Raw genomic sequence first — 24,711 nt, 5'->3', positions numbered from 1 at the left:
GCGGCGATAATCGAGAAAAGCGTCTCAGATCTTTGAGCGCGGCGGCGATGTCGCCGACCAATTTGCGATTAATCCCGGGGCCGGGGCTCTGGCCGTCGCGTCGACGGACCACGCTGGCAGGCTAATGTGCGATTCTGGAAAGAGATCGAGAATGCGGGCGGCGATGACGACATCGAGAAGCACAGCGTCTCGCGCCCAGGCGCATGAGACGCAGCATGTCGAATGATCTCGCCGCGCCGGGTCCGTCTTTTTGTCGTCGCTGTGACACTTCTCGCCGGCGGTCATTGCAAGAAACGATGCTTTCGCGGATCCTGCTGGACCGGCGGCCAGAGACGCGACCATTTCAATGAAGCCGACGCCCCGCAAAACGAACAGGCACAGCGCGACAACTGCAATGCTCTTGACGAGCAGCGAGCGTCTATGAGCCTTAACGTTGAGCATCGCACTTCGCTTTTCGTCCATGAGCGACGAGGGAATCGGCCTCATCCGCCCTTGCTTGACAGGAACGATTGGTAGGTCACCAATTCATCGAATGCAATGGTCCGCTCGGGCGGGAGCTCCGCCTTCGGCATAATTTCGCGCGTTGTTGCAAACATGACACGCTTTGAAGGCTTGGCTGTTCGGCCGTGGCGAAAGCCGGCGGATTTTGTTACTCGTGGCGACGCGGCGGGTGAGGAGCCCTTGCGAGAGCCAATGATTGTGCGCGACGAAGTCAACACGGAACAGCGCATCCTGGATGCGGCGATAGAGATCGCGACCAAGAGCGGCATCAAATCGCTGACCCAACCCAAGGTCGCCAAGGCGGCGGGCGTTACGCAATCACACCTGACATATTACTTCCCGCGAAAGGCCGACTTGTTGGCGGCGGTGCTGGAGGCTTCTCACCAACACGGGCAAGCGACTCCTCCGAAAAGCCTCGATGAAGCGTTCGCGTTTCTCGAGGCGCTCATCTTCGACGCCCACCGGATGCGCTTCTTCCTCGCAGCCGTCATCGAAGCTGGAGACGAAGACGAGTTGCGCCGGGTGCTCGCCCGACACGCCAGCACATTGGCGGATCAAATCGCTCCCTTTTTCGGCAAGAGCCGCGACGATCCCGCCGTCTCGTCTTTCATCGATCGACTCCGGGGCTTGGGCATTCGCTTTCTGCTCGAGCCCGAACAACGCGGACGGCGCGGGAAGGACTTGAGGAAGATTGCAAAGGAATGTGGGCTGTTGTGACCGGAGGAGGCGTCCACGGCGCTGTTTCCGGAGCGGGCGACGTCCGTAAACGTCTCGTGGAGAAGAGGCGACGCCGAGGCGCCGCCTCCCATGATCGCCATCAAAACTTGACCGTCAGACCGGCATAAAAATTCCGGCCCATTCCAGGTACGCCAGAGTTGGCGCCAGCTCGCTTGTAGCCGGAATAGTAGAAGCCGCCCAAGGGAAGCGTATAGAGCGTATTCGTCACGTTCTGTACCCCGAGGTCGATGCGCAGATTCGACCATTCATAACCGGTGCGCAGATTGAGCAGCACATACCCATTGGTGATCTGCTCATAGCGCGGGATGCTCACGACATTTTTGCCGGCGACGATCTGAACGTCGGCCCCGCTGAACCATCCGCCATACTTATGTTCGAGTCCGATGCGGGTATTGAACGGCATGATATGATAGATGCCGGTATGGCCTTTGACGAACAGGTTCGCATAGGCGTAGCAGGCGTTGTCGAAGAAGGCGCAGTTCTGTACCTGCCCCATCTCCAGGTTCTGGCCATAGGTGTAATTCGCGACGATCGTGCCATCGAAGCGGCCGAACATCGGGTCTTCGAGCAGCTTCAACCGACCGGAGAGGTCGGCGCCGTAGATGATCGCTTTGTAGTTGCGAAATTGCAGCATCTGGAAGACGTAGGGCTGCGTCGGCGTGGGGGTCGGCGAATTGTAGAGACGCGCCGCGTCGATGAAATTCTCGATGTAGCTGAAGTAGGGCGCGATCCGCGCCTCCCAGTCGCCTTTCGGATCCGCGTAGAGCGCAGTCAGGCCGACCGTGTGAGCGACTTCCGGCTTGAGATTGAGGTTGCCGACGTAGCCGTTGGCGTCCCCAAACCAATTGTTCATGAACATCGCCATCGGGGTCGGCGCCCAGGCGTAGAGTTCGTAGAGGTTGGGCGACCGCGTCTTCCGGGAGTAGCCGAACTCATATTTGCTGAAATCGTTCGGCTGATAGCGCACCAGGGCCGTCATATCGAAGTTGACGTTGGTGCGAGACCGGTTCTGGGCGTTGAAGGCGTTGGCCGCGGGCACGTCGGGGTTATTCATCGCCATCATGGCGCTCGGGCCGCAGGGCAGGATTTGTCCCATCATGACGGGACAGATCGTCATCGGCGTCGGGTCTCGCCAATCGTAAGGCGATACGGTCCCGGTGTTGAACCAGACAGTGTCGTTGCGGACGCCGAGCAGCGAGGACCACCGGTCATTCCATTGCGCGTCCCATTCCGCATAATGGCCGAGGCGGTTGCGCTTGCCGTTATTGATGTTCCAGAACGCCCCCGGCCCCATCATGTTCATCGAGGGCATATACGAAACCATGCCCATCATGGACATGAATCGTCCGGGCTGCCAATTAGCCGGCACCGGCTCCCACCAGTCATTCAGTTGGAAGCCGTGGAACTCGCTGCCGATGCGCAGAATGTCCCTTTGAGAGAATTTCTGGAAAGGAATCTCGGCCTTGACCGCATAGCCGTAGTCCGTGCCAATCGTCGCCATCGGCATGTTGGCCGGCTGCTTGTCCTGCAGAAATCCCATCTTGTGGTTGACATTGTTCCAATAGATGCGCGCGTCGACGGCGCCCCAGTCGAGCAGGCCTTTGTACCTGCCTTCGAAGCTGTAGGCCTGGTTGCGCGTCATATCCATGCGCTGGTTCGGGAATCCCTGATAGGGAATGTTCTGAACGGCGCCGCGCAGCGAGAGGTACTGCCCGTTGTTTTGAAAGGCCAGGGTCGCCGAGTGGTTCTCTGAGATGAAATTGGTCGAAAGGATTTTCTCGCCGACCGCGCCCGCATGGTAGTTGGTCGCGCGCTGCCAGTCGCCGCTATAGAGCAGGCTCCAATTCTTGGTCGCCACATTGGCGACGCCTGAAACGCTGATCCCGTTGTTGTTGCCGCGAAAGAAGCTCGAGATCATGCCCGTGACGAGAACGGCGCCGTTTTCTCCGAAACGGAGTTGTTCGGGCCCGGGCAGATTCAGAATGGGAAGCGGGATAAGCGCTCCTTGCGGGATCGCCAGCTGAGAAGGCGGCGGCGCATCCGGCGCGAAGACCGGTCCGCGTGGCTCGGCGATGATCGTGCCGCCGATCGAGTCGCCGCCGCGGCTGACGGGCATGACGCCGGAGTAGACTTCGATCCGCTCGACATTGCTGGGGCCGAGATAGGAAAGTGGCGGATTCATGTGGTTGGCGCAGGCGGACGTCGTCTGGACGCCGCCAACGAGGATCTTGATTCGGTCGTCCGCCATGCCATGGATCGCTGGCAGACTGGAAACGCCGCCGGCCTCGTAGGTGCTGACGCCGGGCACGTCGCGAAGGAGCCGCGCCGTATCGGCCGTTGGCGGCAGTTCGCGAACGATTTGCTTTTCGTCGACGACCTCGGCTTCCTTTTCCGGCGTCGGAACGTCGGTCGGATTTAACGTTTCGCTCGTCCTTTGAGCGGAGATGGTGATCGGTGGCAAGGCCACCTGAGCGTTCGCGCTCGAAAGTACGACCAAGCTCATTGCGCCGGCGCTCGCGCCGCGCATCAGATAAGTGCGAATCATGATTCTCCCCCTCGCGGCGACGAATGCGCGCGCGTTTGGTGACGGTCAGACGTGTCGTTAAGGCTTAGGCTGAGACGTCAGGAGGAAAAGGGAGGCGCCCGCGGCGAATGCGAGGAGAACCATTCGACGCCCGCCATAGGGACCGGCAGGGGCAGATCGAATGTCAGGCTCTTGGGCGCCAGCAGCCGCAATAGGACAGTGGTCGGCGGATGGCTGATCCATTGCTGATCGACGGCGAACAGGCAATCCACGCAGGCTGGAATATGCAGCCGCTTTACCGGAAACCCGTCTTCATCGACGTGAAATGATAAGCAATTTTGTAGGGTGAACGCCTGATCGCCCGACAGGAAGACCTGCGTCGGCGCGTGAACCTCATGGGACGCGCGGGCGACGCTCGCCAAGCCAAGCACCGTCGCCAACGCCAAGGCCAGAGAGAGTCTTGCGAGCTTGAAGGACATGCCCATGCGGTCGCCGCTTTGTTCGTCTTCTTATTTTGCGAGTATGAAGGCGGGCTTGCGATAAACAAGGGCTCAGCCTGTCGCACCCCTGTCGCACCTCTCTGATTTCGCTTAACCTGTTGCTCAGCCGCAACTTCCTTGATCAAAATTAAACCGGCGTCGCGCCCGCCATGCGACATTATCCCTGGCGGGCCTGAACAGAGGGACGCCGCGGCTGACGCCGTGCTTCCAACGCCTTGGCGAGAAAGCGCATGAAAATATGCCTGCTGTGTCCGCCTGGAAACACCAGTTCGATCCGCTCTGTCGAGGTGAGGTAGAACAAGGCGGCCCGCTCGCCTAAGGCGTCGATGCGCGAGATGTCGCGCAAGGCGATTCGCCGTCGCCAAAGCGTCGGAAAGCCTATTCGGGGCAAAAGCCGGCGGGGGAATGAGATGCTGGCGGAGTCGCAGCGAAACCCCAACAACTCGGCGACACAAGCCTGCCCGCAGAAAAGCGCGATCAGACCAGCCAGATCGCGCGCGGCCTCAGCGCCTCGAAACACATAGAGGCTAGCGAGCGCCCCCGCCAGACCGAGCCCCCAGAGGCCTACAGCAAGTAAAGACCGAACCGCGATCGAGGCGCGTTGCGCCCTACCCCCCTGCCCATCCATAACAACCCCAAGGCGAATCCCCAAATATTTCTGCCTCATTACAAGTCAGTGGCCGGAAAATGCAAGCGCCTCGGCGCTCGGCGCTAATTTGGCCCCAGTCTTAATGTAAATGAGCAGGATCCGCCTTAACCGGAGGCGTTTCTTTCGCCCGAGATGCTGCGACGCGCCGCAAAATGCGACGCGTCACGAGAGGGAGTCGAGCATGCGCTGCAGATCCTCGAATGCGGCCGGCTTGGTCAGCTGGAAATCGAAGCCGGCGTCACGCGCGCGGTCGCTGATCTGATCCTGTCCCCATCCCGTGAGCGCCACAAGCTTGACTGTGCGTCCCTCAGGCATGTCGCGCAGCCGCCGTGCGGTTTCGTATCCGTCCATTTTCGGCATGCCGAGATCGAGAAAGACGAGTTCGGGCTTGAATTGACTCAAGGCGTTGAGACCGGCTTCCCCGCCATAGGCCACGCGCACGTCCACGCCGAACGTCTCGAGGAGCATCACCAGACTGTCCGCGACGTCGTGATCGTCGTCGATGACCAGAATGCGATGAGCCGTGGTTTCGGAAGCGGTCATTGAGAGGGGCGCTCCATTTCGACTATCCGCCTCGCATCGAGCCCGTCCTTCGTCCGCGCAAGGCGACGCCCATGCGCACGTCCTGTACGATAACGACCCCCTGAACGCCGGCAAGCATAGCCGTCAAACTCATCGCCCGATGATTCGGACCCTGGCGACGATCTGACGGGTTTATCTCACCCGAATCGGCAGCTCAGCCAAAAACCCACGCGTTCCCACGGCCCCTGCCGCAATGCGCTCAAATACTGCAATAAATCTTCGAGAGATCCCGACGGGTTGCTCTCTAGGGGATTTCACTTAATTTCCTGAAGATCTCTGATCGAACTGGCTTCAGGAGCCGGGACTTATGCAGGGTCACGCGAACAGGTGGGCCTTTTCGAAGACATTGCGGTCGACTCTTTACTTTTCCTGCGGCAAAATGTCGCTTGACAGGTGAAGCAAGAGCGAGGCCAAAGAGGTCGGCTCGAGGCCAGCAGTGACGATCCCGTTTGCGGCGACGCGGGAAGACGACAAGAACTCCCTAAGGGAGCCGAGGCTTCCCGCCGCGGGAACAGGATGGGATTCGAGTATCGTGTGTAGCGGGCGCCCACCGGTCAAGCTTGCAAACCTCGATGAGGAGCGCCTCCGCCACCGCCTCGAGGCGTTCAGCTATGGCGCTGCGGCTTTCGCCCATGAGATCAACCAGCCCCTGGCTGCGACCGCCACCTATCTCAGCGTCGCAGGCCGCATGCTGAGTAAGTCGGGCGACCGGGAGATCGCCCAAATCTTGGAAAAGGCGACGGCCCAGACGCAACGGGCCAGCCGGCTCGTGGCGAACCTGCGCGATCTCCTGCCATGCGGAGAAGCAGACAAGACACTGGCGAGCCTGCATGCTTTGCTTGAGGAAAGCCTGGAGTCGCTTCGCGCCGACGGCGCGCCGGACGCGGTCGGCTTCCGCCTGGAGCCCGCCGCCCTGCGCGACAATGTCATGGCCGACAGGTTGCAGATCAGGCTGGCCCTGTGCAATCTGCTACGCGCCGCCGCCGCAGCGACGCGGGCGGCCGGCGGGCGGGACCTTGCCATCCGGACATCCAACCTCGACACGGACGTTATCCGAGTGGAAATGAGTGACGCAGGCTCCAACCACCCGGAACCATTCAGAGAGCCAGATTTTGAAGTGTTGACGCTAAAGAAGGCCAAAGACATCGGGCTCGGGGTATTGTCGAGCCTCATCATACTCGAAGATCACGACGGACGGATTTGGACCGCCCAGACGCGCCAGGGCGGCGCTCTATTTAGTCTCATATTGCCGCTTGAGCACTTGGACGTTACTTCATGAATGATCAGCGCGTTGTGCACCTCATCGACGATGACGCAGCCTTGCGCGACGCGGTCGGGCTCCTGCTGCGCACCGAGGGGTTCAAGGTTAACGCCTACGAATCAGCTTTGTCCTTTTTGAAGGCTGTGTCTCCGAGCGCGGAAGGCTGCGTCGTCACCGACGTGCGCATGCCGGAAATGAACGGGATCGAGCTGATCGCCAAAATGAAGGAGGAGCGCATTTCCATTCCCGTCGTGGTTCTGACCGCCCATGCGGACGTGCCGCTCGCGGTCGAGGCCATGAAGCTCGGTGCCGTCGATCTTCTTGAAAAACCTTTCGAGGACGAAGCGCTCATCACGGCGGTCGGCGCCGCGCTGGATCGCCGCAACGCCGAGGTTCATCGCAGCCGTGAATCACAGGCGATCAAGAGCCGGCTTGCGACCTTGACACGTCGCGAAAACGAAATTCTCGCGGGCCTGCTCAAGGGCTTGTCGAACAAGGTGATCGCACACGATCTTGGAATCAGCATTCGCACGGCCGAGGTGCATCGCGCGAATATTATGGCCAAGATGCGGGCGGGCAATCTCGCGGAGCTGGTAAAGATGGCGCTCGCCGCCGAAGCGCCGAGCGCTACCGAAGATAAATAGCGCCCGTCGCCTCGCCAGTTTCGACGCGAGGCTGATGGCGGAACATCTTCATCGCCCCCCGGTTCATCCACCGCCCATGGACTCGGTCCATCGGGCGACGCTTTCTGCGCAAGGAAAGAGCCAAGCGATGAACCCGCGTCCTCTCGCCGTGGTGACCGGCGCCTCCACTGGAATCGGCTTCGAACTCGCCAAGCTCTGCGCCGAGCGTGGCTATGACCTCGTCATCGCCGCCGACGAACCAGAGATTGAACAGGCCGCGAACTCCCTGCGCAAGGGCGAAACGCGCGTCGTCGAGATCGAAGCGGATCTCGCAACGGCGGCCGGCGTGGAAGCGCTTTATGACTGCGTAAAACGTGTCGCGCGCCCTGTCGATATCCTCATCGCCAATGCGGGCCGCGGACTCGGCGGCGCTTTCCTCGACCAGGAATTCGAGGGAATCCGGCGCGTGCTCGACACGAATGTTACGGGCACAGTGTATCTCACGCATCTGATCGGCCGCGACATGCGGGCGCGGGGAACCGGAAAAATCCTTATCGTTGGATCGATTGCCGGCTTCATTTCAGGCTCATTTCAAGCCGTCTACCATGGCGCGAAGGCGTTTATCTATAATTTCTCCACGGCGCTCGCCGACGAGCTGAAGGGGACGGGCGTCACCATCACCTGCTTGATGCCCGGCGCCACGGAGACCGAATTTTTCCGCCGGGCGAATATGCTCGACACAGAAGCGGGCCGATCCAAAAAGGCCGACCCCGCCGAAGTGGCGCGCGACGGCTTCGACGCCCTCATGGAAGGCCGCCAGGAGATCGTCAGCGGGTGGCAAAACAAGCTGCTCGCGCTCGTTTCCCATGTCACGCCGGCGTCCATTCTCGCTTGGCGCAATCGCCAATTCTCGGCGCCCGACAAGCGAATGTAGGAGCGCTCGAGATGAATGTCACAGCCGAGCGAACCACACCGATCTGGGGCGCGCCCGACATCGATGCGGAACCCTTGCAAGGCGACCTTGAAACCGAGGTCGTCGTCATCGGCTCGGGGATCGCCGGCATGTCCGTCGCTTACGAACTGGCGAGCGCCGGCAAGCAGGTGACGGTGCTCGATCGTGGCGTGATTGCCGGAGGGATGACGGCGCGAACGACCGCCCATCTCTCCTCCTATAGTGACGACGGCTTCCAGGAACTCATCAAGATGCGCGGGCTCGATAATGCGAGAGGCTGGCAATACAGCCAGGCCGCGGCGATCTCCCGTATCGAGGCTATTCAACGCGATCTCGGCGCAAACTGTGACTTCCGCCGCATCGACGGCTACCTTTTTCTTGCGCCGGAGACGGACCCCTCCGTGATCGACGCCGAGCTGGTGGCGAGCGCGCAAGTTGGCATGCTCGCCGTACGCCAAGAAGGCCTGCCTTTCGCCGGGGAGGAAGCCACGCCGGCGCTGCGCTTTCCCGATCAGGCGACCTTTCATCCATTGAAATATCTTGCCGCCCTCTCGACCGCAATCAGCAAGGCTGGGGGACGCTTTTTCGCCTTTACGCCCGTTGTCTCCGTGGAAGAAAAGAACGGGGGCGTCGACGTCGCCACGGTTGGCGGCGCGCATATCAAAGCACAGTCCGCCGTTGTGGCCACCAATGCGCCCGTCAACGATCGCTTCTCGATCCACACCAAGCAGGCGCCGTATCGCACCTATGCGGTCGCATTCGAGATTCCGCGGGGCAGCGTTCCAGACGCGCTCTACTGGGATACGCTCGACCCCTACCACTATGTCAGATTGCAGCCCGGCGAGGGCGGCGTCGACCTGCTGATCGTCGGCGGCGAGGATCACAAATCCGGTGAAAGCGACAATGGTCAGGAGCGCATCCTCTCGCTTGCGCGTTGGATGCGGGAGCGCGTGCCCTCTTTGGGCCAGGAAGTGACCCGCTGGTCGGGCCAGGTGCTCGAGCCGATCGATTACATTGGCTTCATCGGGCGCAATCCGGGCGAGAAGAATGTCTATGTCGCCACGGGGGACTCGGGCCAGGGCATGACCCATGGGGCCGTGGCCGGCATGCTGATCGCCGATCTGATTTTGCGCGGCGACAGCGCCTGGGCGCCGATCTACGAGCCGGGCCGCAAGCCGCTCCGCGCCATGGGCGAGTTCCTCAAGGAAAACGCCACGGCTGCGAAGAACTACGCTCAATATCTGACCGGCGCCGGAGAGCGATCCTCTGTCGACGATTTGCTGCCGGGGGAAGGCGCAATCATCCGAAGCGGCCTTGCAAAGATCGCCGCCTATCGCGACGAGGACGGCACGCTTTGCCAGCGCTCCGCCGCTTGCACCCATCTCGGATGCCAGGTCCATTGGAACAGCTTCGAGCGATGCTGGGACTGTCCCTGCCATGGCTCGCAGTTCTCACCCCAGGGCGAAGTGCTCAACGGACCCGCAATTTCTCCCCTCGGGAAGATTGAAAGCTAGCATGCCGCAGGACCCGACCGCACTGATACTGATGTATTTCGTCGTGCCCTTATGGCTCTTGGCTGGGCTTTGCGACTACCTTTGCCATCGCGCCACCCACATTGCGTCGACGAGCGGATCGAAGGAGTCTTTTATTCATCTGCTCATGTTCGTCGAACTCGGACTGCCGCTGCTCGCGGCAATCTTTCTCGAGGTGAACGCTCTCATCATCGCCTTCATGATCGTTATGTTCTTGCTACACGAGGTTACGGCCTTCTGGGACGTCAGCTACGCGGTTTCTCGGCGACGCGTGACGCCGCTCGAACAGCATGTGCATAGTTTTCTGGAGATCGTCCCGCTGCTCGGCCTGACTCTTATCGCTGCGCGCCACTGGCCGCAGTTTCTCGCTCTGTTCGGCGTTGGCGCCGAATCCGCCAGACTGAGTCTGGGATGGAAGTCGGAGCCGCTGCCGCCTGCCTACGTCGTCGCCGTCCTGACCAGCGCCACTTTGTTGGGAGCTTTGTACCTCGAGGAACTGGCGCGGTGCCTCCGAGCGGAACGCAAGGCGCCGCTGGCCTTGCATCCATGAATGTGTCAGGCCGCGCTACATTCGCGCGGCCCCTGGAATTCAAGCCGAGCCCGACTGGCCGAGATCAACGCCCGTCGTCGGATTGGCCGTCGGATTTGACATGGTGCGGGCCGTAAAGCTCGACAAATCGCTTTGCTCAGAGGTCGTCAAGCCCACACTCGCGTCACCCTCGCCGCCATCGACCGGAATGCCGCCGATGACGTCGTCCATCCGCCGCCACTGATCGCCGGAGTTCCACGGACCCTCCGCATCGCCCTCTCCTTGCGAGGTGTTGACGTAAAGATTGGCGTATTCCGGCATGCCGCGCAGCTTGCCGGGCGGGAAATTCGCTTCGATGGAGTAGAGCGCCTTTTCGAAGGATTTCTGATGCGCGATTTCGCGCGTCATCAAGAAGCCGAGCGCTTCCTTTACGCCCGCGTCATCCGTGACGTTGATGAGACGTTCGTAGATGATCTTCGCCCGCGCCTCTGCGGCGATGTTGGACCGTAGATCGCAAACCGGATCTCCGATCGTGTCGATATAGGCCGCGGTCCAGGGCACGCCTGAGGAGTTGGTCAGGGCCGGTCCGCCGCCATAAAGAATAGCCTGCGTATGGCTGTCGCCCCCCTGGGTCAGAGAGCGGTAAAGATCCGCCTCTGTCTGGGACGCCTCGGCAAGCTCGCCTTTAACGCCCTTGTTGAGCATGGCGACAATGCTGCCGATCACTTCGAGATGACTTAACTCTTCCGTTGCAATGTCGAGCAGCATGTCCTTGCGGCCCGGGTCGTCTTCGGCAAGCGCCTGGGTGAAATAACGCATGGCGGCGGCCAGCTCGCCCTGCGGCCCGCCGAATTGCTCGAGGATCAGGCTCGCCAGCACGGGGTTGGGTTCGGAGACGCGAACGGTGTATTGAAGCTTCTTGTTGTGGGTGAACATCCTCGACTCCTGTCGGAAGCGTTAGTCGCTAACGCTTGACGACAGGCGAGGTTCCTCATCGGGGGTGCGGCGCGTTACTCTGCGGCGACCTGAGGCAGGCCCGCGACTTCAGGAAGCGGAACCTCATGACAGATGCGCCTGAAGGTCGCGAGCGCTTGTCCGACGACCTGATCCATATTGTAATAGCGGTAGGTCGCCAGCCTGCCGACGAACCAGACATTCTCCTGCGCCAGCGCCAATCTTTCGTATTTTTTGTAAAGCTCCATATTTTCCGCACGGGGCACCGGGTAATAAGGATCGCCCGCATCGCTGGGGAATTCATAGGTCACGCTGGTCTTCTCGTGACTCTGGCCGGTAAGATGTTTGTATTCGGTAATCCGCGTGTACGCTTCTGTCTGCGGATAATTGACGACCGCGACCGGTTGCAGCCATTGCTGGTCGAAGGTCTCGTGTTTGAATTGCAGCGAGCGATATGGCAACTTGCCGAACCGGAATTTGAAGAACTCGTCGATCGGGCCGGTATAGATCACGCGCCGAAAAGCGATTTCCTTGCGGATGTCCTGAAAGCTCGTCTGCAACATCACCCTTATGTTGGGATGCGCCAACATCCGCTCGAAGAGCCGCGTATAGCCGCCCTCGGGCATATATTGGAACGAGTCGGTAAAGTATCGGTCGTCTCTGTCGATGCGCGTCGGAACGCGGGCGGTTACAGACTTGTCGAGTTGAGACGGATCGACCCCCCACTGCTTCCTGGTGTAACCCTTGAAAAACTTCTCGTAGAGTTCGCGACCTACCGCGCTCACGACAACGTCTTCGGACGTTCGAATTTCATCTCTCTTCTCCGCGCGCGCGGCAAACCACGTGGCGAGCTCCTCAGAAGTGAGGTTCAGCGCGAACAGGCGGTTGACCGTATCGAGATTGATCGGGATCGGCACCAGCATGCCGTCGACATCCGCCAGCACGCGGTGTTCATAGGGACGCCAGCGGGTGAATTTCGACAGATAGTCGAATATCGCCTGCGAATTCGTGTGAAAGATGTGCGGGCCGTATTGATGGATTAGGATCCCCGCATCGTCGTAGCGATCATAGGCGTTCCCACCAATATGGGGCCGCTTGTCGATGACGAGGACCCGTTCCCCGCGCTGCGACGCGAGTCGCTCCGCGAGCACGCTTCCGGCAAATCCGGCGCCGACAATCAGCCAGTCAAACACGACGCGCCTCCGCATTCATCTGACGAACAGGCATCTTTCGGTCAGGGATGAAGGCGTCCAACTGTCGTCTCATGCCGGCCCAGGTTTCGTCCCACGACATTCCCTCGATGAATGCGTCGACGCGCTTGATCCAGGGCGCCCGCTTGCGGCGCAAAATCATCTCGACGCGCGCGATCACGGCGTTCGCATCGTCGGCGATTTCGACCAGCCCCTGCGCGCCGTATGGCTGCTCGACGTCCCTAATCGGCGTCGACACGACCGGAACGCCGGCGGCCAAAAACTCCGGGGTCTTGGTGGGGCTGATGAAGCGCGTCGCCTCATTGATCGCAAAGGGCATGAACCCGATGTCCCAGCCCGCGAGATAATGCGGAAGCTCGCGATAATCCTTGCAGCCGAGCCAATGAATGTTATCCGCGCGCGGCAGAGACGCCGGGTCGATCTTCGCCGTCGGCCCGATCATCACCAAATGCCACTGCGGCCTGAGAGCGGCGATGCGGCGCACGAGCTCGAGGTTCATGCGTTCGTCGATGACGCCGAAAAATCCCAGTCTCGGGTGAGGAATAGCCGCCTGGTCGGCCGGATCCTCCAAGATCGTCCGCGCCTGGCGGAAGTGCGCGGCGTCGACGCTGCTCGGAAAGACGTGGACGTTTTCGTGCCTGTTGCGTTTGGCCTGATAGAGCGAATGGCCTCCGACATAAACGACGTCGCATCTCGACAGCAGTTGTCGCTCCATTTCCAGGATGCCTGGCGGCGCGCCGACGAAAGTCGAGAGCTCGTCCATATTGTCATAGACGCAACGATGCGGATTGAGGTCGTCCGTGAACCGCAGCGCCATCGGGGTATAGTACCAGGCGATCAGCCGCTTCGGCTCCACTTTCGCCACGAGCCGCGTTAGCATCGACTTAAGCTGCGCAGCCGTGTCGACGTCTTGTCCGCGTGGCAACATTGGCGTCACGACCGAAACGCCGGACTCGTCGCGTTCTATTCTGAGAACGGGCGGGCCTTCGAAATATTCAGGCTCCTCGACGTACCAAGTTCTGAATTCGCGCGCCGCGCGGCTCATGAGATGCTGAGGACGCTGGTAAACGAAGCTCCATCGTAGATGTGAAAAACAGAATAGATGCGTTGAAAACTCGGAACTCCTATTTGCAACATACGCCATCTGCTTACTCCCGGCCGCGTCTTGCTCGCGCCCACGGCTTTTCCCCTTGGCGTAACGGGAATGAACGCGCTTTGTTCCAGCTGTGCTTTTCTGTGTCGCTGGCGCAAGGCAGGTCGGGCCTGCGTTAGGCGGCGCGTTCGAGATCCGCGACGACTGCGGCAAGGAATCTGCCGGCTTCGCCTCCCGAGACGACACGATGGTCGAAGGTCAAGCTGAGCGGAATGACACGGCCAACGCGAATTTCCCGGTTCTTGACGACGGGCTCTTCGCGCATGCGTCCTGCGCCAAGAATAGCGACCGTCGGCGGCAGGACCACCGGCGCCGCGTAGCGCCCGGAAATCGTGCCGAAATTCGAAAGTGTTATCGTTGCGCCGCGCATTTCCTCCGGAGGGATGCGCCGCGCCGCGACGTCTGCGCGCATGCGGTTGAGCCCGTCTCGAAGATCGGCTGGGCTGCGGTTGGCCACGTCGCGCAGGACGGGGACGAAAAGCCCGTCCGGCGTGTCCACGGCTATGCCGAGATCAATCTTGCTGAGAACCCGACGCGACAGCGTGGCGCTTTCGAACCAGCAATTCAGCACGGGCTCGGCGCGGCACCCTCTCACGAGAGCCTGCACGAGGCGTATCGTGATGTCCTCTCCCGCCACCCATGCGTCCACAACAGCGTCGTCCATGATGGTTGCCGCCGCGACCTCCGCCTGTGCGAACGCCATGTTCTGCGCCATTGCGCGTCGGAAGCCGCGCAGCGGCTCCGCCGGCTCGGCCTCGCTCAGGACGCGCGCGACGCGTTGAACGTCTTCCGCCGTAATGACGCCGTCCGCGCCCGAGGGCGTGACCATCGACAGATCGACGTTCAATTTGCGGGCGAGCGCGCGAACCGCAGGGACGGCCCGAATGGCGGCGCCGCCGCGCGCAACCGTCGCCGGCGCGTCGCTGACGACGCTCGCCCCCGTTTCCATTGCGCCGACCACCGTTCCGGCGTCATCTTCCTTCTCGCCTTCAAAGGCGAGGAGCGGCGCTCCGACTCGGATGATGTCGCCCGCCTTGCCGAACATGCGCTCGATGACGCCCGCCTGCGGCGAGGGTATTTCCACGACGGCTTTCGCGGTTTCAACCGCCAGAAGCGGCTGATCGGCTGAAACCTCGTCGCCTGGCTTCACACGCCATTCGACGAGCTCGGCTTCCTGAAGACCCTCTCCGAGATCCGGCAAACGAAAGGTTTTCATGCTCCCTCCATCAGCCCCCGCACCGCGTCGACCATGCGCTCCACGCTCGGAATGTATTGCTTCTCGAGCCGTGACAGCGGCACCACCACATCATAAGCCGTGACGCGCTTTACCGGCGCGAGCAGGGAATAAAGCGCGCGCTCGGCGATTTCCGCGGCGATTTCCGCGCCGAATCCAGCCGTGCGCGGGGCCTCGTGGACAATGACGCAGCGTCCCGTCTTTTCGACGGATTGCAAAATCGTTTCGATATCGTAGGGCTTCAAAGTCGCGACATCGACGACTTCGACGTCGATCCCCTCCAGGGCGAGCGCATCGGCCGCACGCATGGCTTCCGAAATCATCGCGCCCCATGCGATCAACGTCGCGTCGCGTCCTTCCCGGCAGATGAAGCACGTGTCGAGCGGCAGGCTTTCGCCATTATCGGCGACCTCCTGCTTGAACAGACGATAGAGTCGCGTCGGCTCGAGGAAGACGACGGGGTCGGGATCGCGGATCGCCGCCAGCAACAGCCCATAGGCGCGCGCCGGCGAAGAAGGGATCACGACGCGCAATCCCGGCATGTGTGCGAAAATCGCCTCGGGACTTTCCGAATGATGTTCGGGCGCATGAATGCCGGCGCCATAGGGCGAACGCAGCACCATCGGGCAGGTAAGTCTACCGCGCGTCCGATTGCGAAGCCGAGACGCATGATTGATCATCTGATCGATTGTCGGGTAGATGAACCCCGTGAACTGTATCTCGGCGATGGGCTTCAAACCCATGGCCGCCATGCCGACCGCAACGCCCGCAATTCCGCCTTCGGCGAGCGGCGTGTCGATCACCCGGCCGCGGCCAAAGCGCGCCTGCAGCCCGATGGTGGCGCGGAAGACGCCGCCGTTGGCGCCAATGTCTTCGCCGAGGAGAAGCACGTTGTCGTCGCGCGCCATCTCGCAAGCGAGGGCGGCGTTAATCGACTCGACGAGATTGAGTTCTGCCATTTGGGAAGCTCTATTTTGCGGGAGCGAAGCGCCGCGCGATTTCGCGCTGATCTTTAAGCAACTGCGGCGGTTCTTCATAAAGATAATCGAACATGGCGTCGCTCGAGGCGACGGGGGTAGAGGTATAGGTCGCCACGGCTTCGGCGACTTCCGCCCCGCATTGCTTCAGGAGTTCAGCCTCCTGTTCCTTCGACCAGAGGCCCTTGCAAAGAAGATAGGCGCGCAGACGGGCGATGGGCTCACGCGTCCATTCACGCTGGACGACTTCCGGATCGCGATAGCGCGTCGCGTCGTCGGCCGTCGTATGATCGCCGAGGCGATAGGTCAGCGCCTCGATCAATGTCGGCCCGTCGCCCGCTCGCGCCTTTGCAATAGCCCGTCGGGCGGCTTCAAAAACCGCGACGACGTCATTGCCGTCGACCTGCTGGCAGGCGACGCCGGCCGCGACTCCCTTTTGCGCCAGAGTGGCGGCGGCGCTTTCGAGCGCACGCGGCGTCGAGATGGCCCAGCCGTTGTTGTTGATGACCATGACGACCGGGGCGTTCCAGACGCCCGCCATATTCAGCGCTTCGTAAAACGCTCCATTGGAGGTGCCGCCGTCGCCAATGAAGGTCACGGCGACGCGCTCCTCTTTGCGCAGTGAGAAAGCATAGGCCGCGCCGACAGCGTGGGCGACTTGCGTGGCGACCGGGACGCAATTCGGAAAGTCGTCCCTCGAATTCGTGAAATCACTGCCGCGCTCGTCGCCGCCCCAATAGAGCAAGCATTCCGCCATGCTCATGCCTCGCAGAAACTGCGCCGCATGGTCGCGATAAGAAGGAACGAGAACGTCGCGCGCCTCCATGGCGCACGCCACGCCCACGCCGACTGCTTCCTGGCCAAGCGCCGAGGCAAAGGTTCCGAGCTGCCCCGTCCGCTGCAGCGCGATCGCTTTTCCGTCGAAAGCGCGCGTGCGGGTCATGGCGCGGTAAAAGTGCAGCAAGGCCTCGTCGCTCACCGGCAATGGCGTGTTCTCGCAAAGCTCGCCGTCCGGGGTGAGAAAGCGGATCAGATCAATCCTTGAGTCGATGATGGTGTGCAATCCCATGGAGATACTCCGCGGTCCCGCCGCATGCGGACGCGTCATCAGCGTAGCGAGGCAGTTGGCAGGTAGCGCGCCGTTACCGGAAGTCACGCGGGCGAACCTAAATTAAGCCACGCGCGCTTAAGCCCCGAACGGGCGGCAATCTGGCTGCAGAGAGACTTGAAAGAACGCGAGCGCGTCCAACGTAGCTCTCATGGTCGCTCTGACTTCCTCTGACCCACTCGCTTTTGGCGACGACATCGGCCCCGAGAAAATCGTCTATCTGCGGACCCACTCGGTCGGCCTTCGCGCAATCGTCGTCATCGACAACACAGCCGCAGGACCCGCGATCGGCGGAACGCGTATGGCGCCTGACGTGAGCGCCGTCGAATGCTTCCGGCTGGCGCGCGCCATGACTTTGAAGAACGCCACCTGCGGACTGCGTCATGGCGGCGCCAAGTCCGTGATCTTTGGCGAACCCGGAATGCCGGCGGAACAAAAGGAGCAATTGATCCGCGCCTTCGCGACGGCGATTGCGCCGCTTCACGATTATATTCCAGGCCCCGACATGGGCACGGACGAAACGGCGATGGGCTACGTCCACGACGAAATCGGCCGCGCCGTTGGATTGCCGGCGGAAATTGGCGGCATCCCGCTCGACCAGATCGGCGCGACCGGCTTCGGCGTCGCTATCGCCGCAGAGGTCGCTGCGCCTTTCGCCGGGCTGTCGCTTGATGGCGCGAGAATTGTGCTGCAAGGCTTTGGCGCAGTCGGGGAGCACACGGCGCGCTTTCTCGAACGCAGGGGCGCCCGACTCGTCGGCGTCGCCGATATTTCCGGCGCTATTGCAAATCCCGAGGGGCTCGACATAGAGGCGCTTGCGCGGCTCAAGAGAGCTGGAAAAAGCGTCGTTGAATACCCTTATGGGCGCGTCCTCCCCAATGAGGCGCTCGTCGCCGTGCCATGCGATATTTGGATACCGGCGGCAAGACCAGACGCCTTGCGCGCGGACAATGTCGAACGATTGAATTGCAGGTTAGTGGTCCAGGGCGCGAATGTCCCGGTTACGCCGGAAGCTGAACGCTACATGTTCGAGCGCGGGATCATCAGCGTCCCGGATTTCATCGCCAACGCCGGGGGCGTCATCACGGCCGCTGTGGAATATGACGGCGGCGTCAAAGCCACCGCGTTCGCGGCAATCGAGGAGAAAGTGGGCGGCAATACGCGCCTGACCCTCGAGCGCGCCCGCGATATGAAGGTTTCGCCTCTCGACGCCGCCATGACGTTGGCGACCGACCGGCTGCAAAAGATCATGCAGTTGAGACGCTGGCGCTAATCGAGACGCTCTACGGCGATCGCCGTCGCTTCCCCGCCGCCGATGCAAAGCGATGCGACGCCGCGTTTGAGGTCGTGTTTCCTGAGCGCGGAGAGCAACGTCACGACGATGCGGGCTCCGGATGCGCCAATTGGATGGCCAAGGGCGCAAGCGCCGCCGTGGATATTCACCTTTTCGTGCGGAAGCGAAAGCTCCCGCTCCGCGGCCAAAACAACGACGGCGAAGGCCTCGTTGATTTCGAACAGGTCAACATCCGTTAGTTCCCAGCCGACCTTTTCCATCAGCTTGTTGATGGCGGCGATCGGGGCGGTCGAAAATTTTGCGGGGGCGGCGGCGTGCGTCGCATGGCCGACGATCCTCGCGAGCGGTTGCGAGCCGAGCGCCTCAGCCTTCGAGAGGGTCGCCACCACGAGGGCGGCCGCGCCGTCGGAAATGGCGCTCGAATTGGCCGCGGTGAGCGTCCCGTCTTCACGGAATGCCGGACGCAGCCTCGGAATAGCTTCCGCCTTCGCCTTGCGCGGAAGCTCGTCCGCGGAGGCAAGACGTTCTTCTTTTCCTTGCTTTACCTTCACGGGAACGATCTCGGCTGCGAAACTTCCGTCCTGCGTCGCTTGCTGTGCGCGCCGTAGCGACTCGAGGGCGAATTCATCCTGCCGGTCGCGCGTGAACTGGTAGGCTTCGGCGCAATCCTCCGCAAAGGATCCCATCAAGCGACCGTGCTCATAGGCGTCCTCGAGACCGTCTAAAAACATGTGGTCGACGATGCGCCCATGACCGAGGCGATAGCCCGCCCGCGCGCGGTCCAGGAGATAAGGCGCATTGCTCATGCTCTCCATTCCCCCCGCAACGACCACGCCCGACGTCTCGGCGCGCAGGCGGTCATGCGCGTCCATAAGGGCCTTCATGCCGGAGCCGCACATTTTATTGACCGTGACGCAGCCGGTCGCCTCGCTCAAGCCGCCGCGGAGCGCCGCCTGACGCGCCGGCGCCTGGCCGAGACCGGCGCTCAACACACAGCCCATGATGCATTCGTCGACATTGTCGACAGGCACGCCGCTTTGCGCCACCGCGGCCTCTATCGCCCATGCGCCCAATGACGGAGCCGACATCTCTTTCATTTCGCCCAGAAATGCGCCGATCGGGGTCCGCGCGGCGCCGACGATCACCACTTGGTCTTGCATGGGGGCGCCCTTTTGAAATGAATTCTGATTCACTAACTGGCGCAGCGGTGAGAGAGGAAAAGCAGCTATCCCGATCCGGGGAACGCGGGCTCGGGCGACCCGTCGCCGGCGAGAATCTCCGCGACCGCAGTCTGGGAGACCTCCTCGAGCGTCGCCGGCGACCATTTTGGCGACCGATCCTTATCGATGATCGCGGCGCGAATGCCCTCATAGAGATCATGGCCTTCCAAGAGGCGACAGGCCGCGCGATATTCGTTGACGAGGCACGCCTCCAGGCAACTCTCGCGCGATGCGCGCTGCAACAGGGCATGCGTCACCTTCAGGCTCGTGGGCGAATTCTTTCTTATCTCTGTCGCGGCCGAGCGCAGGAACGCCGAGCCGCTCGCGTCGAGCCTCTGCAGCATCTCTTCAACGTCGCCGACGTCTGCGGCTTCATCAAGTTCCCTTCTGTACTGCTCGAGCTGGCCTGGCCCCGGCGAATGATGAAGACCGCCAAGAATTGCAGCGACGTCCGCCGCAACGTCGATGGCGCACAGACGCTCGACGAGCTCCGGGAGACGGCGCGAATCGATCCAGACATCAGCCAAACCAAGGCTCAGAGCGTCGGCGCCTGTCACGGTCGCGCCCGAAAGCGCCATATAGACGCCAGGGCCTTTCGCGCGTGAGAGCAGCCAGGTGCCCCCCACGTCTGGAATGAAGCCAATGGCGGTCTCGGGCATCGCAAGCCGTGTTCGCTCGGTGACGACGCGGCAATCGCCATGCGCCGACACCCCAACGCCGCCGCCCATCACGAGTCCATCCATGAGCACGACGTAGGGCTTGCCGAAAGACGCAATGAGAGCGTTGAGTTGGTACTCCTCGCGCCAGAAGGTCCTGTAATAGCTCTTGTCCCCATCGCGCATTCGATAAAGCGTGCGAATGTCTCCGCCTGCACAAAGCCCGCGCTCCCCCTCTCCGGTCGCCAGAACCGCGGCGATCTCCGGATCGGCCGCAAACTCTTCCAGCGCCCGCGTGAAGCGCCGCACCATGTCGAGCGTCAGGCTGTTCAGCGCTTTCGGTCGGTTGAGCCGAATGCATCCAAGCCGCCCAACGCGAGAAACGAGAAGCTCTTCTTCCTCGATCATGCTCTCTGATCCTTGAGGAGTTCACGGGCGACGATGACGCGCATGATTTCATTCGTGCCCTCGAGAATCCGATGCACGCGCAGGTCCCTCAGAAGCTTCTCGATTCCATAGTCGGAGAGATAGCCGTAGCCGCCGAAGAGTTGGAGCGCATTGTCGACGATGGAAAAGCCTGTATCGGTCGCGATGCGCTTCGCCATGGCGCAGAGTCGCGTTGCATCCTGTTCGCCTCGATCCAAGGCGGCGGCGGCGCGCCAAAGCAAGGCGCGCGCCGCCTCCAATTCGGTCGCCATATCAGCCAGGCGGAATTGCAGGGCCTGATATTCAGCGAGCGCGCGGCCGAAGGCCTGGCGTTCGCGCACATAGTCAAGCGCCGCCTCCAGCGCTCGCGCGGCGCCGCCAAGCGAACAGGCCCCTATGTTGAGCCTGCCTCCGTCGAGCGCGGCCATCGCGATCTTGAACCCCTCGCCTTCCCTCCCGAGGAGATTCTCGGCCGGCACCTCGCAGTCGTCGAAGGTCACCGTGCGCGTGGGCTGGGCGTTCCAGCCCATTTTTCTCTCATTGGCGCCAAACGCGACGCCCCTGGCGGCGCCCTCCACGAGAAAGGCCGAAATCCCGCCCGCGCCGCTTTCGCCCGTCCGCGCCATGACGATGTAGAGATGCGCGTCGCCGCCGGCGCCGGCGCCGGATATGAACTGCTTCTGACCGGTCAAATAAAAGCAGTCGCCGCGCCTCGCCGCGCGCGTGCGCAACGCGGCGGCGTCGGAGCCGCAGCCGGGCTCGGTGAGGCAATAACTCGTCAGCCTTTCCATCGTGACGAGGTCCGGCAGCCAGCGCTGCTGTTGAGTCTTTGACCCGAACGCGCCGATCATCCAGCCGCACATATTGTGAATCGAGAGATAAGCGGCGACCGTCGGACATCCGGTCGCCAGCGCCTCGAAGATCAATGCAGCATCGACGCGGGATAGCCCTGAGCCTCCAAGCTCTTCTCCAACGTAGATCGCCGCCATGCCGAGGGCCGCGGCCGAGCGGAGGGTGTCGACAGGAAAGATTTTGTCCCTGTCCCAATCGAGGGCATGAGGAGCAAGCGCTTCGCGCGAGAATTTGCTCGCCATGTCTCGAATGGCGATTTGCTCCTCGCTCAACCCGGCATTCGAGCAGACCGACATGACGTCCCCTATCGTTGCCCTGGGACACAGGCGCGCAAAGCGCCTTCCCGCGCCGCACGCGCGAGCGCAACCCTGCCCCGCGGCGGCTGACCCAGAAACTTGCAGATGAAGTCGCCCGCGTCCAGCAAACGGTCGAGGTCGACGCCTGTCTCGACCCCGCAACCATTCAGCATGTAAACGACATCCTCAGTCGAGACATTGCCAGTGGCGCCTGGCGCAAAGGGACAACCCCCGAGCCCCGCGACCGAGCAATCGAAGACGGCGAGACCAGTCTCCAGACAAGCGAAGACATTCGCCAGAGCCTGACCGTAGGTGTCGTGAAAATGCCCCGCGAGCCGCGGCAAGGGAACGTCTTTCGCGACGCGCTCCACAAGTCCGCGCGCCGCGAGCGGCGTTCCCACGCCAATCGTATCGCCAAGCGAAATCTCGTCGCATCCCAGTCTGTGCAGTTCAACCGCGATCTCCGCCACGCGTTCGGCCTCGACATGTCCCTCGAACGGACAACCGAGGACGCAGGAAATGTAGCCGCGCAGGCGAATGTCCGAAATACGCGCTGCGGAGGCCAGCGCGCGGGCGCGCTCGAGGCTTTCAGCAATCCCACAATTCATGTTCCGTTGGGAAAAACTCTCGGAAGCAGCGGTCAATATCGCGATCTCCTTTGCGCCTGCCGCGACTGCGTCTGTGAAGCCGCGCGAGTTGGGCGCAAGAACGGAAATGCGCGCGCGGACGTGCGGCTTTAGGGCCGCGAGAACCGCCCCGGTTTGCGCCATTTGCGGGATGAGCTTTTCGGGAACGAAGCTCCCGGCTTCGATATTTTGTAGTCCGGCTTCCGCCAGCATTTCGATCAACCGCACGCGCACTGCGACAGGCGCCGCAACCGCCTCATTCTGCAAGCCGTCTCGCGGTCCGACTTCGACCAAGCGAACGCGTTGCGGAATCGTCATGCCCCCTCCGCCATTGCGACGAGCCTTTCTCCTTCACGCACGGATTGGCCCTCGCTGCAAAGCACTCTCTCGATGACGCCATTGTGGGGCGCATTCATGGGGATTTCCATCTTCATGGCCTCCAGCAAAAGGATCGGCGCCCCTTTTATCACGCGCTCGCCGCCCTTCACGAAGATCCGCGTGACGCGGGCCGGCAGAGGGGCGAGAAAGCTCCTTTCCTTGTCCGCGGTCCGCGGTGGCGGCGCGAGCGGATCAATCCATTCGAATGCGAAATTGCGTCCTTTGTCGATGATGACAAAGCCGATCGGCCGGCGAATGAGCGAAAACTCCCGCCGTTCGTCATCGACGCAGAGCGCGAGCCTGTGTTCTTCGACTTCCGCCGACACGACCGAGCGCCGGCCCGAGGCCTCCATCCAGAACCGACGAGGGTCGAGAAGACCCATGCGACACGACAGAAGCTCTCCGTCGTGACGGAAGGCAAGCTGCATTTCATGACGCCCCGCCAGTCGCCAGGCGTCGGACGTCGTCCATGGCGACCACTGCTCTCCGAGCTCCGCCGCAGTCGCCCGCGCTTTTTGAGACGCCTGCGCACGCCAGGCGGAAACCGCCGCTGCGAGAAGCCATCGCTTCATGTCCTTGTCCGCAGGCGGCGTTGTCCTCGCTATCGTTTGCACGAGTCGCGTGTCCAGCTGGCCGCATACGAAATGCGGATCAGAGACGATATTGCGCAGGAAGTCGAGATTGGAGGCGACGCCGACGAGCGCCACCTCTTCAAGCGCGCGTTGCATCTTCCGCACGGCGCCCTCCCGCGCCTCGTCCCAGACGATAAGCTTGGCGATAAGAGAGTCGTAGTAAGGCGGGATCTCGTCGCCCGTCCTGACGCCTGTCTCGACTCGCAGCGACCGGCTCTCCGGCGGGAAGGCGAGATGTAAGAGCAATCCCGAGGACGGACGGAAATTTTCCGCGGGATCCTCCGCGCAGATGCGCGCCTCTATCGACGATCCGCGCATGCCGATCTCATCCTGTGTCATTGGAAGCGCTTCGCCAGCGGCGACGCGGAACTGCCACTCGACAAGATCGACCCCAGCGATCATCTCGGTTACAGGATGCTCGACCTGCAAGCGCGCGTTGACTTCCAGGAAGTAGAAGACGCCGTCCTTCACCAGGAACTCGACTGTGCCGGCGTTTGCATAGCCAGAAGCGCGCGCGATCTCCGCCGCCGCCATGCGCAGGTCGCGTCGCAAGTCAGGCGAGAAGTCCGGCGCCGGCGTCTCTTCGACGAGCTTTTGATGATTTCGCTGAAGCGAGCAATCCCGCTCCGGGAAGGTGACGACGTTTCCGAAGCCGTCGGCGATCAGTTGCACCTCGACATGCCGAGGGCGGTCGAGATATTTTTCGATCAGCAAGCGACCGTCGCCAAAGGCGAGCAACGCCTCGCGCGAGGCGCTTTCCATTGCAAGCGGCAGCTCGTCTGCGTTCCAAACAAGCCGCATTCCGCGGCCGCCGCCTCCGGCTGAGGCCTTGACGACGACTGGAAAACCGACGTGCTCGGCGGCGCTCAGAAAAGTCTGCGCATCCTGCGCGTCGCCATGGAAGCCAGCAAGCGTTGGAACGCCAATCTGCCCCACGAGTTTCTTGGCGCCCGACTTACTCCCGACCAAGCGCATCGCGTCGGCCGACGGCCCGATAAATACAAGGCCAGCTTCTGCGCATCTTGCCGAGAACTCGGCGGCTTCAGAGAGGAATCCATAGCCTGGATGGATCGCTTCGGCGCCGCTCCGCCGTGCAGCCTCGAGCAGCCGGTCAATCGAAAGATAACTCTCCGACGGTGGGGCCGCCCCGATCGCAAAGGCTTCGTCGGCTAGTCGCACATGCAGGGCGTCTCGATCGGCCTCCGAATAAACCGCAACGGTCTTGACGCCCATCCTCTTTGCCGTTCGGATGATCCGGCAGGCGATCTCGCCACGGTTCGCAATAAGGACCTTGCGGAACATG

The 24,711-nt window shown here is 61.9% G+C and carries 22 protein-coding genes; 7 read left to right on the top strand and 15 right to left on the bottom strand.

The window, feature by feature from the left end; genetic code table 11:
* The first annotated feature begins 537 nt into the window (after nt 1-537).
* A complete protein-coding gene (locus RVU70_RS11750; protein ID WP_363346451.1) occupies nt 538-1,218 on the top strand; it encodes a TetR/AcrR family transcriptional regulator in 681 nt (226 codons plus the stop codon).
* 100 nt (nt 1,219-1,318) lie between these two features.
* Here the strand turns inward: RVU70_RS11750 and RVU70_RS11745 are convergent, their stop codons facing one another.
* The 4 genes from RVU70_RS11745 to RVU70_RS11730 all read right to left on the bottom strand — a co-directional run bounded on the left by RVU70_RS11745 (nt 1,319) and on the right by RVU70_RS11730 (nt 5,455).
* Nucleotides 1,319-3,784 carry a TonB-dependent receptor domain-containing protein gene (locus tag RVU70_RS11745; RefSeq protein WP_363346449.1) on the bottom strand — a complete coding sequence of 822 codons (2,466 nt, stop codon included), beginning with the start codon at nt 3,782-3,784 and terminating at the stop codon, nt 1,319-1,321.
* Between the two features lie 77 nt (nt 3,785-3,861).
* Nucleotides 3,862-4,248 carry a hypothetical protein gene (locus RVU70_RS11740; protein ID WP_363346447.1) on the bottom strand — a complete coding sequence of 129 codons (387 nt, stop codon included), beginning with the start codon at nt 4,246-4,248 and terminating at the stop codon, nt 3,862-3,864.
* Between the two features lie 172 nt (nt 4,249-4,420).
* Nucleotides 4,421-4,609 carry a hypothetical protein gene (locus tag RVU70_RS11735; RefSeq protein ID WP_363346445.1) on the bottom strand — a complete coding sequence of 63 codons (189 nt, stop codon included), beginning with the start codon at nt 4,607-4,609 and terminating at the stop codon, nt 4,421-4,423.
* A gap of 465 nt (nt 4,610-5,074) precedes the next feature.
* Entirely contained in the window at nt 5,075-5,455 is a 381-nt protein-coding gene (locus RVU70_RS11730) for a response regulator (RefSeq protein WP_363346443.1), read from the bottom strand.
* A 475-nt stretch (nt 5,456-5,930) separates the two neighbouring features.
* Here RVU70_RS11730 and RVU70_RS11725 point away from each other — a divergent pair, with 475 nt between their 5' ends.
* The 5 genes from RVU70_RS11725 (at nt 5,931) to RVU70_RS11705 (ending at nt 10,412) form a co-directional block, all read left to right on the top strand.
* Nucleotides 5,931-6,773 (top strand): histidine kinase dimerization/phospho-acceptor domain-containing protein, encoded by an 843-nt coding sequence (locus RVU70_RS11725; RefSeq protein WP_363346441.1) that lies wholly within the window; start codon nt 5,931-5,933, stop codon nt 6,771-6,773.
* Nucleotides 6,770-7,399, top strand: coding sequence for a response regulator FixJ (fixJ, locus tag RVU70_RS11720; protein ID WP_363346439.1), 630 nt, complete (start codon nt 6,770-6,772; stop codon nt 7,397-7,399). The genes RVU70_RS11725 and fixJ overlap by 4 nt, the downstream gene beginning before the upstream one ends.
* Before the next feature lie 127 nt (nt 7,400-7,526).
* On the top strand, nt 7,527-8,312 hold the full coding sequence (locus RVU70_RS11715; RefSeq protein ID WP_363346437.1) for an SDR family NAD(P)-dependent oxidoreductase: 786 nt from the start codon (nt 7,527-7,529) through the stop codon (nt 8,310-8,312).
* 11 nt (nt 8,313-8,323) lie between these two features.
* The gene (locus RVU70_RS11710; protein ID WP_363346435.1) at nt 8,324-9,844 is read left to right on the top strand and encodes an FAD-dependent oxidoreductase; all 1,521 of its coding nucleotides are present in this window, start codon (nt 8,324-8,326) and stop codon (nt 9,842-9,844) included.
* 1 nt (nt 9,845) lies between these two features.
* Nucleotides 9,846-10,412 carry a diguanylate cyclase gene (locus RVU70_RS11705; RefSeq protein ID WP_363346433.1) on the top strand — a complete coding sequence of 189 codons (567 nt, stop codon included), beginning with the start codon at nt 9,846-9,848 and terminating at the stop codon, nt 10,410-10,412.
* A 39-nt stretch (nt 10,413-10,451) separates the two neighbouring features.
* On the opposite strand, the gene RVU70_RS11700 is transcribed toward RVU70_RS11705, so the two are convergent.
* The 6 genes from RVU70_RS11700 to pdhA form a co-directional block, all read right to left on the bottom strand.
* Nucleotides 10,452-11,327, bottom strand: a complete 876-nt coding sequence (locus RVU70_RS11700) for a manganese catalase family protein (RefSeq protein WP_363346431.1) — start codon at nt 11,325-11,327, stop codon at nt 10,452-10,454.
* A gap of 74 nt (nt 11,328-11,401) precedes the next feature.
* The gene (gene glf / locus RVU70_RS11695; protein ID WP_363346429.1) at nt 11,402-12,538 is read right to left on the bottom strand and encodes a UDP-galactopyranose mutase; all 1,137 of its coding nucleotides are present in this window, start codon (nt 12,536-12,538) and stop codon (nt 11,402-11,404) included.
* Nucleotides 12,531-13,601 carry a glycosyltransferase gene (locus RVU70_RS11690; protein WP_363346427.1) on the bottom strand — a complete coding sequence of 357 codons (1,071 nt, stop codon included), beginning with the start codon at nt 13,599-13,601 and terminating at the stop codon, nt 12,531-12,533. Before RVU70_RS11690 ends, glf begins: the two co-directional genes overlap by 8 nt.
* Nucleotides 13,602-13,824: 223 nt before the next feature.
* A complete protein-coding gene (locus RVU70_RS11685) occupies nt 13,825-14,925 on the bottom strand; it encodes a dihydrolipoamide acetyltransferase family protein (protein WP_363346425.1) in 1,101 nt (366 codons plus the stop codon).
* Complete coding sequence (locus tag RVU70_RS11680) at nt 14,922-15,902, bottom strand: alpha-ketoacid dehydrogenase subunit beta (protein ID WP_363346423.1); 981 nt, start codon at nt 15,900-15,902, stop codon at nt 14,922-14,924. Before RVU70_RS11680 ends, RVU70_RS11685 begins: the two co-directional genes overlap by 4 nt.
* Nucleotides 15,903-15,912: 10 nt before the next feature.
* Nucleotides 15,913-16,989 (bottom strand): pyruvate dehydrogenase (acetyl-transferring) E1 component subunit alpha, encoded by a 1,077-nt coding sequence (gene pdhA, locus RVU70_RS11675; protein ID WP_363346421.1) that lies wholly within the window; start codon nt 16,987-16,989, stop codon nt 15,913-15,915.
* Between the two features lie 190 nt (nt 16,990-17,179).
* On the opposite strand from pdhA, the gene RVU70_RS11670 reads away from it, so the two are divergent.
* Nucleotides 17,180-18,301, top strand: a complete 1,122-nt coding sequence (locus tag RVU70_RS11670; protein WP_363346419.1) for a Glu/Leu/Phe/Val dehydrogenase — start codon at nt 17,180-17,182, stop codon at nt 18,299-18,301.
* Here RVU70_RS11670 and RVU70_RS11665 read toward each other — a convergent pair.
* From RVU70_RS11665 to RVU70_RS11645, 5 genes are all read right to left on the bottom strand, one after another.
* Nucleotides 18,298-19,482, bottom strand: a complete 1,185-nt coding sequence (locus RVU70_RS11665) for an acetyl-CoA C-acyltransferase (RefSeq protein WP_363346417.1) — start codon at nt 19,480-19,482, stop codon at nt 18,298-18,300. The two genes, RVU70_RS11670 and RVU70_RS11665, sit on opposite strands and share 4 nt — an antisense overlap.
* Before the next feature lie 65 nt (nt 19,483-19,547).
* The gene (locus tag RVU70_RS11660; RefSeq protein ID WP_363346416.1) at nt 19,548-20,606 is read right to left on the bottom strand and encodes an enoyl-CoA hydratase/isomerase family protein; all 1,059 of its coding nucleotides are present in this window, start codon (nt 20,604-20,606) and stop codon (nt 19,548-19,550) included.
* Nucleotides 20,603-21,772 carry an acyl-CoA dehydrogenase family protein gene (locus RVU70_RS11655; RefSeq protein ID WP_363346414.1) on the bottom strand — a complete coding sequence of 390 codons (1,170 nt, stop codon included), beginning with the start codon at nt 21,770-21,772 and terminating at the stop codon, nt 20,603-20,605. Before RVU70_RS11655 ends, RVU70_RS11660 begins: the two co-directional genes overlap by 4 nt.
* Nucleotides 21,773-21,780: 8 nt before the next feature.
* A complete protein-coding gene (locus tag RVU70_RS11650) occupies nt 21,781-22,716 on the bottom strand; it encodes a hydroxymethylglutaryl-CoA lyase (protein WP_363346412.1) in 936 nt (311 codons plus the stop codon).
* Nucleotides 22,713-24,710: a biotin carboxylase N-terminal domain-containing protein gene (locus RVU70_RS11645; RefSeq protein WP_363346410.1), complete on the bottom strand. Its 1,998-nt coding sequence runs from the start codon at nt 24,708-24,710 to the stop codon at nt 22,713-22,715. The genes RVU70_RS11650 and RVU70_RS11645 overlap by 4 nt, the downstream gene beginning before the upstream one ends.
* Nucleotide 24,711 lies beyond the last annotated feature (1 nt).

It is taken from the genome of Methylocystis echinoides, from assembly GCF_040687965.1.
Lineage (GTDB): Bacteria > Pseudomonadota > Alphaproteobacteria > Rhizobiales > Beijerinckiaceae > Methylocystis > Methylocystis echinoides_A.
Note: the sequence above shows the minus strand (reverse complement) of the source record. Positions and strands in the feature narration are given on the sequence as shown.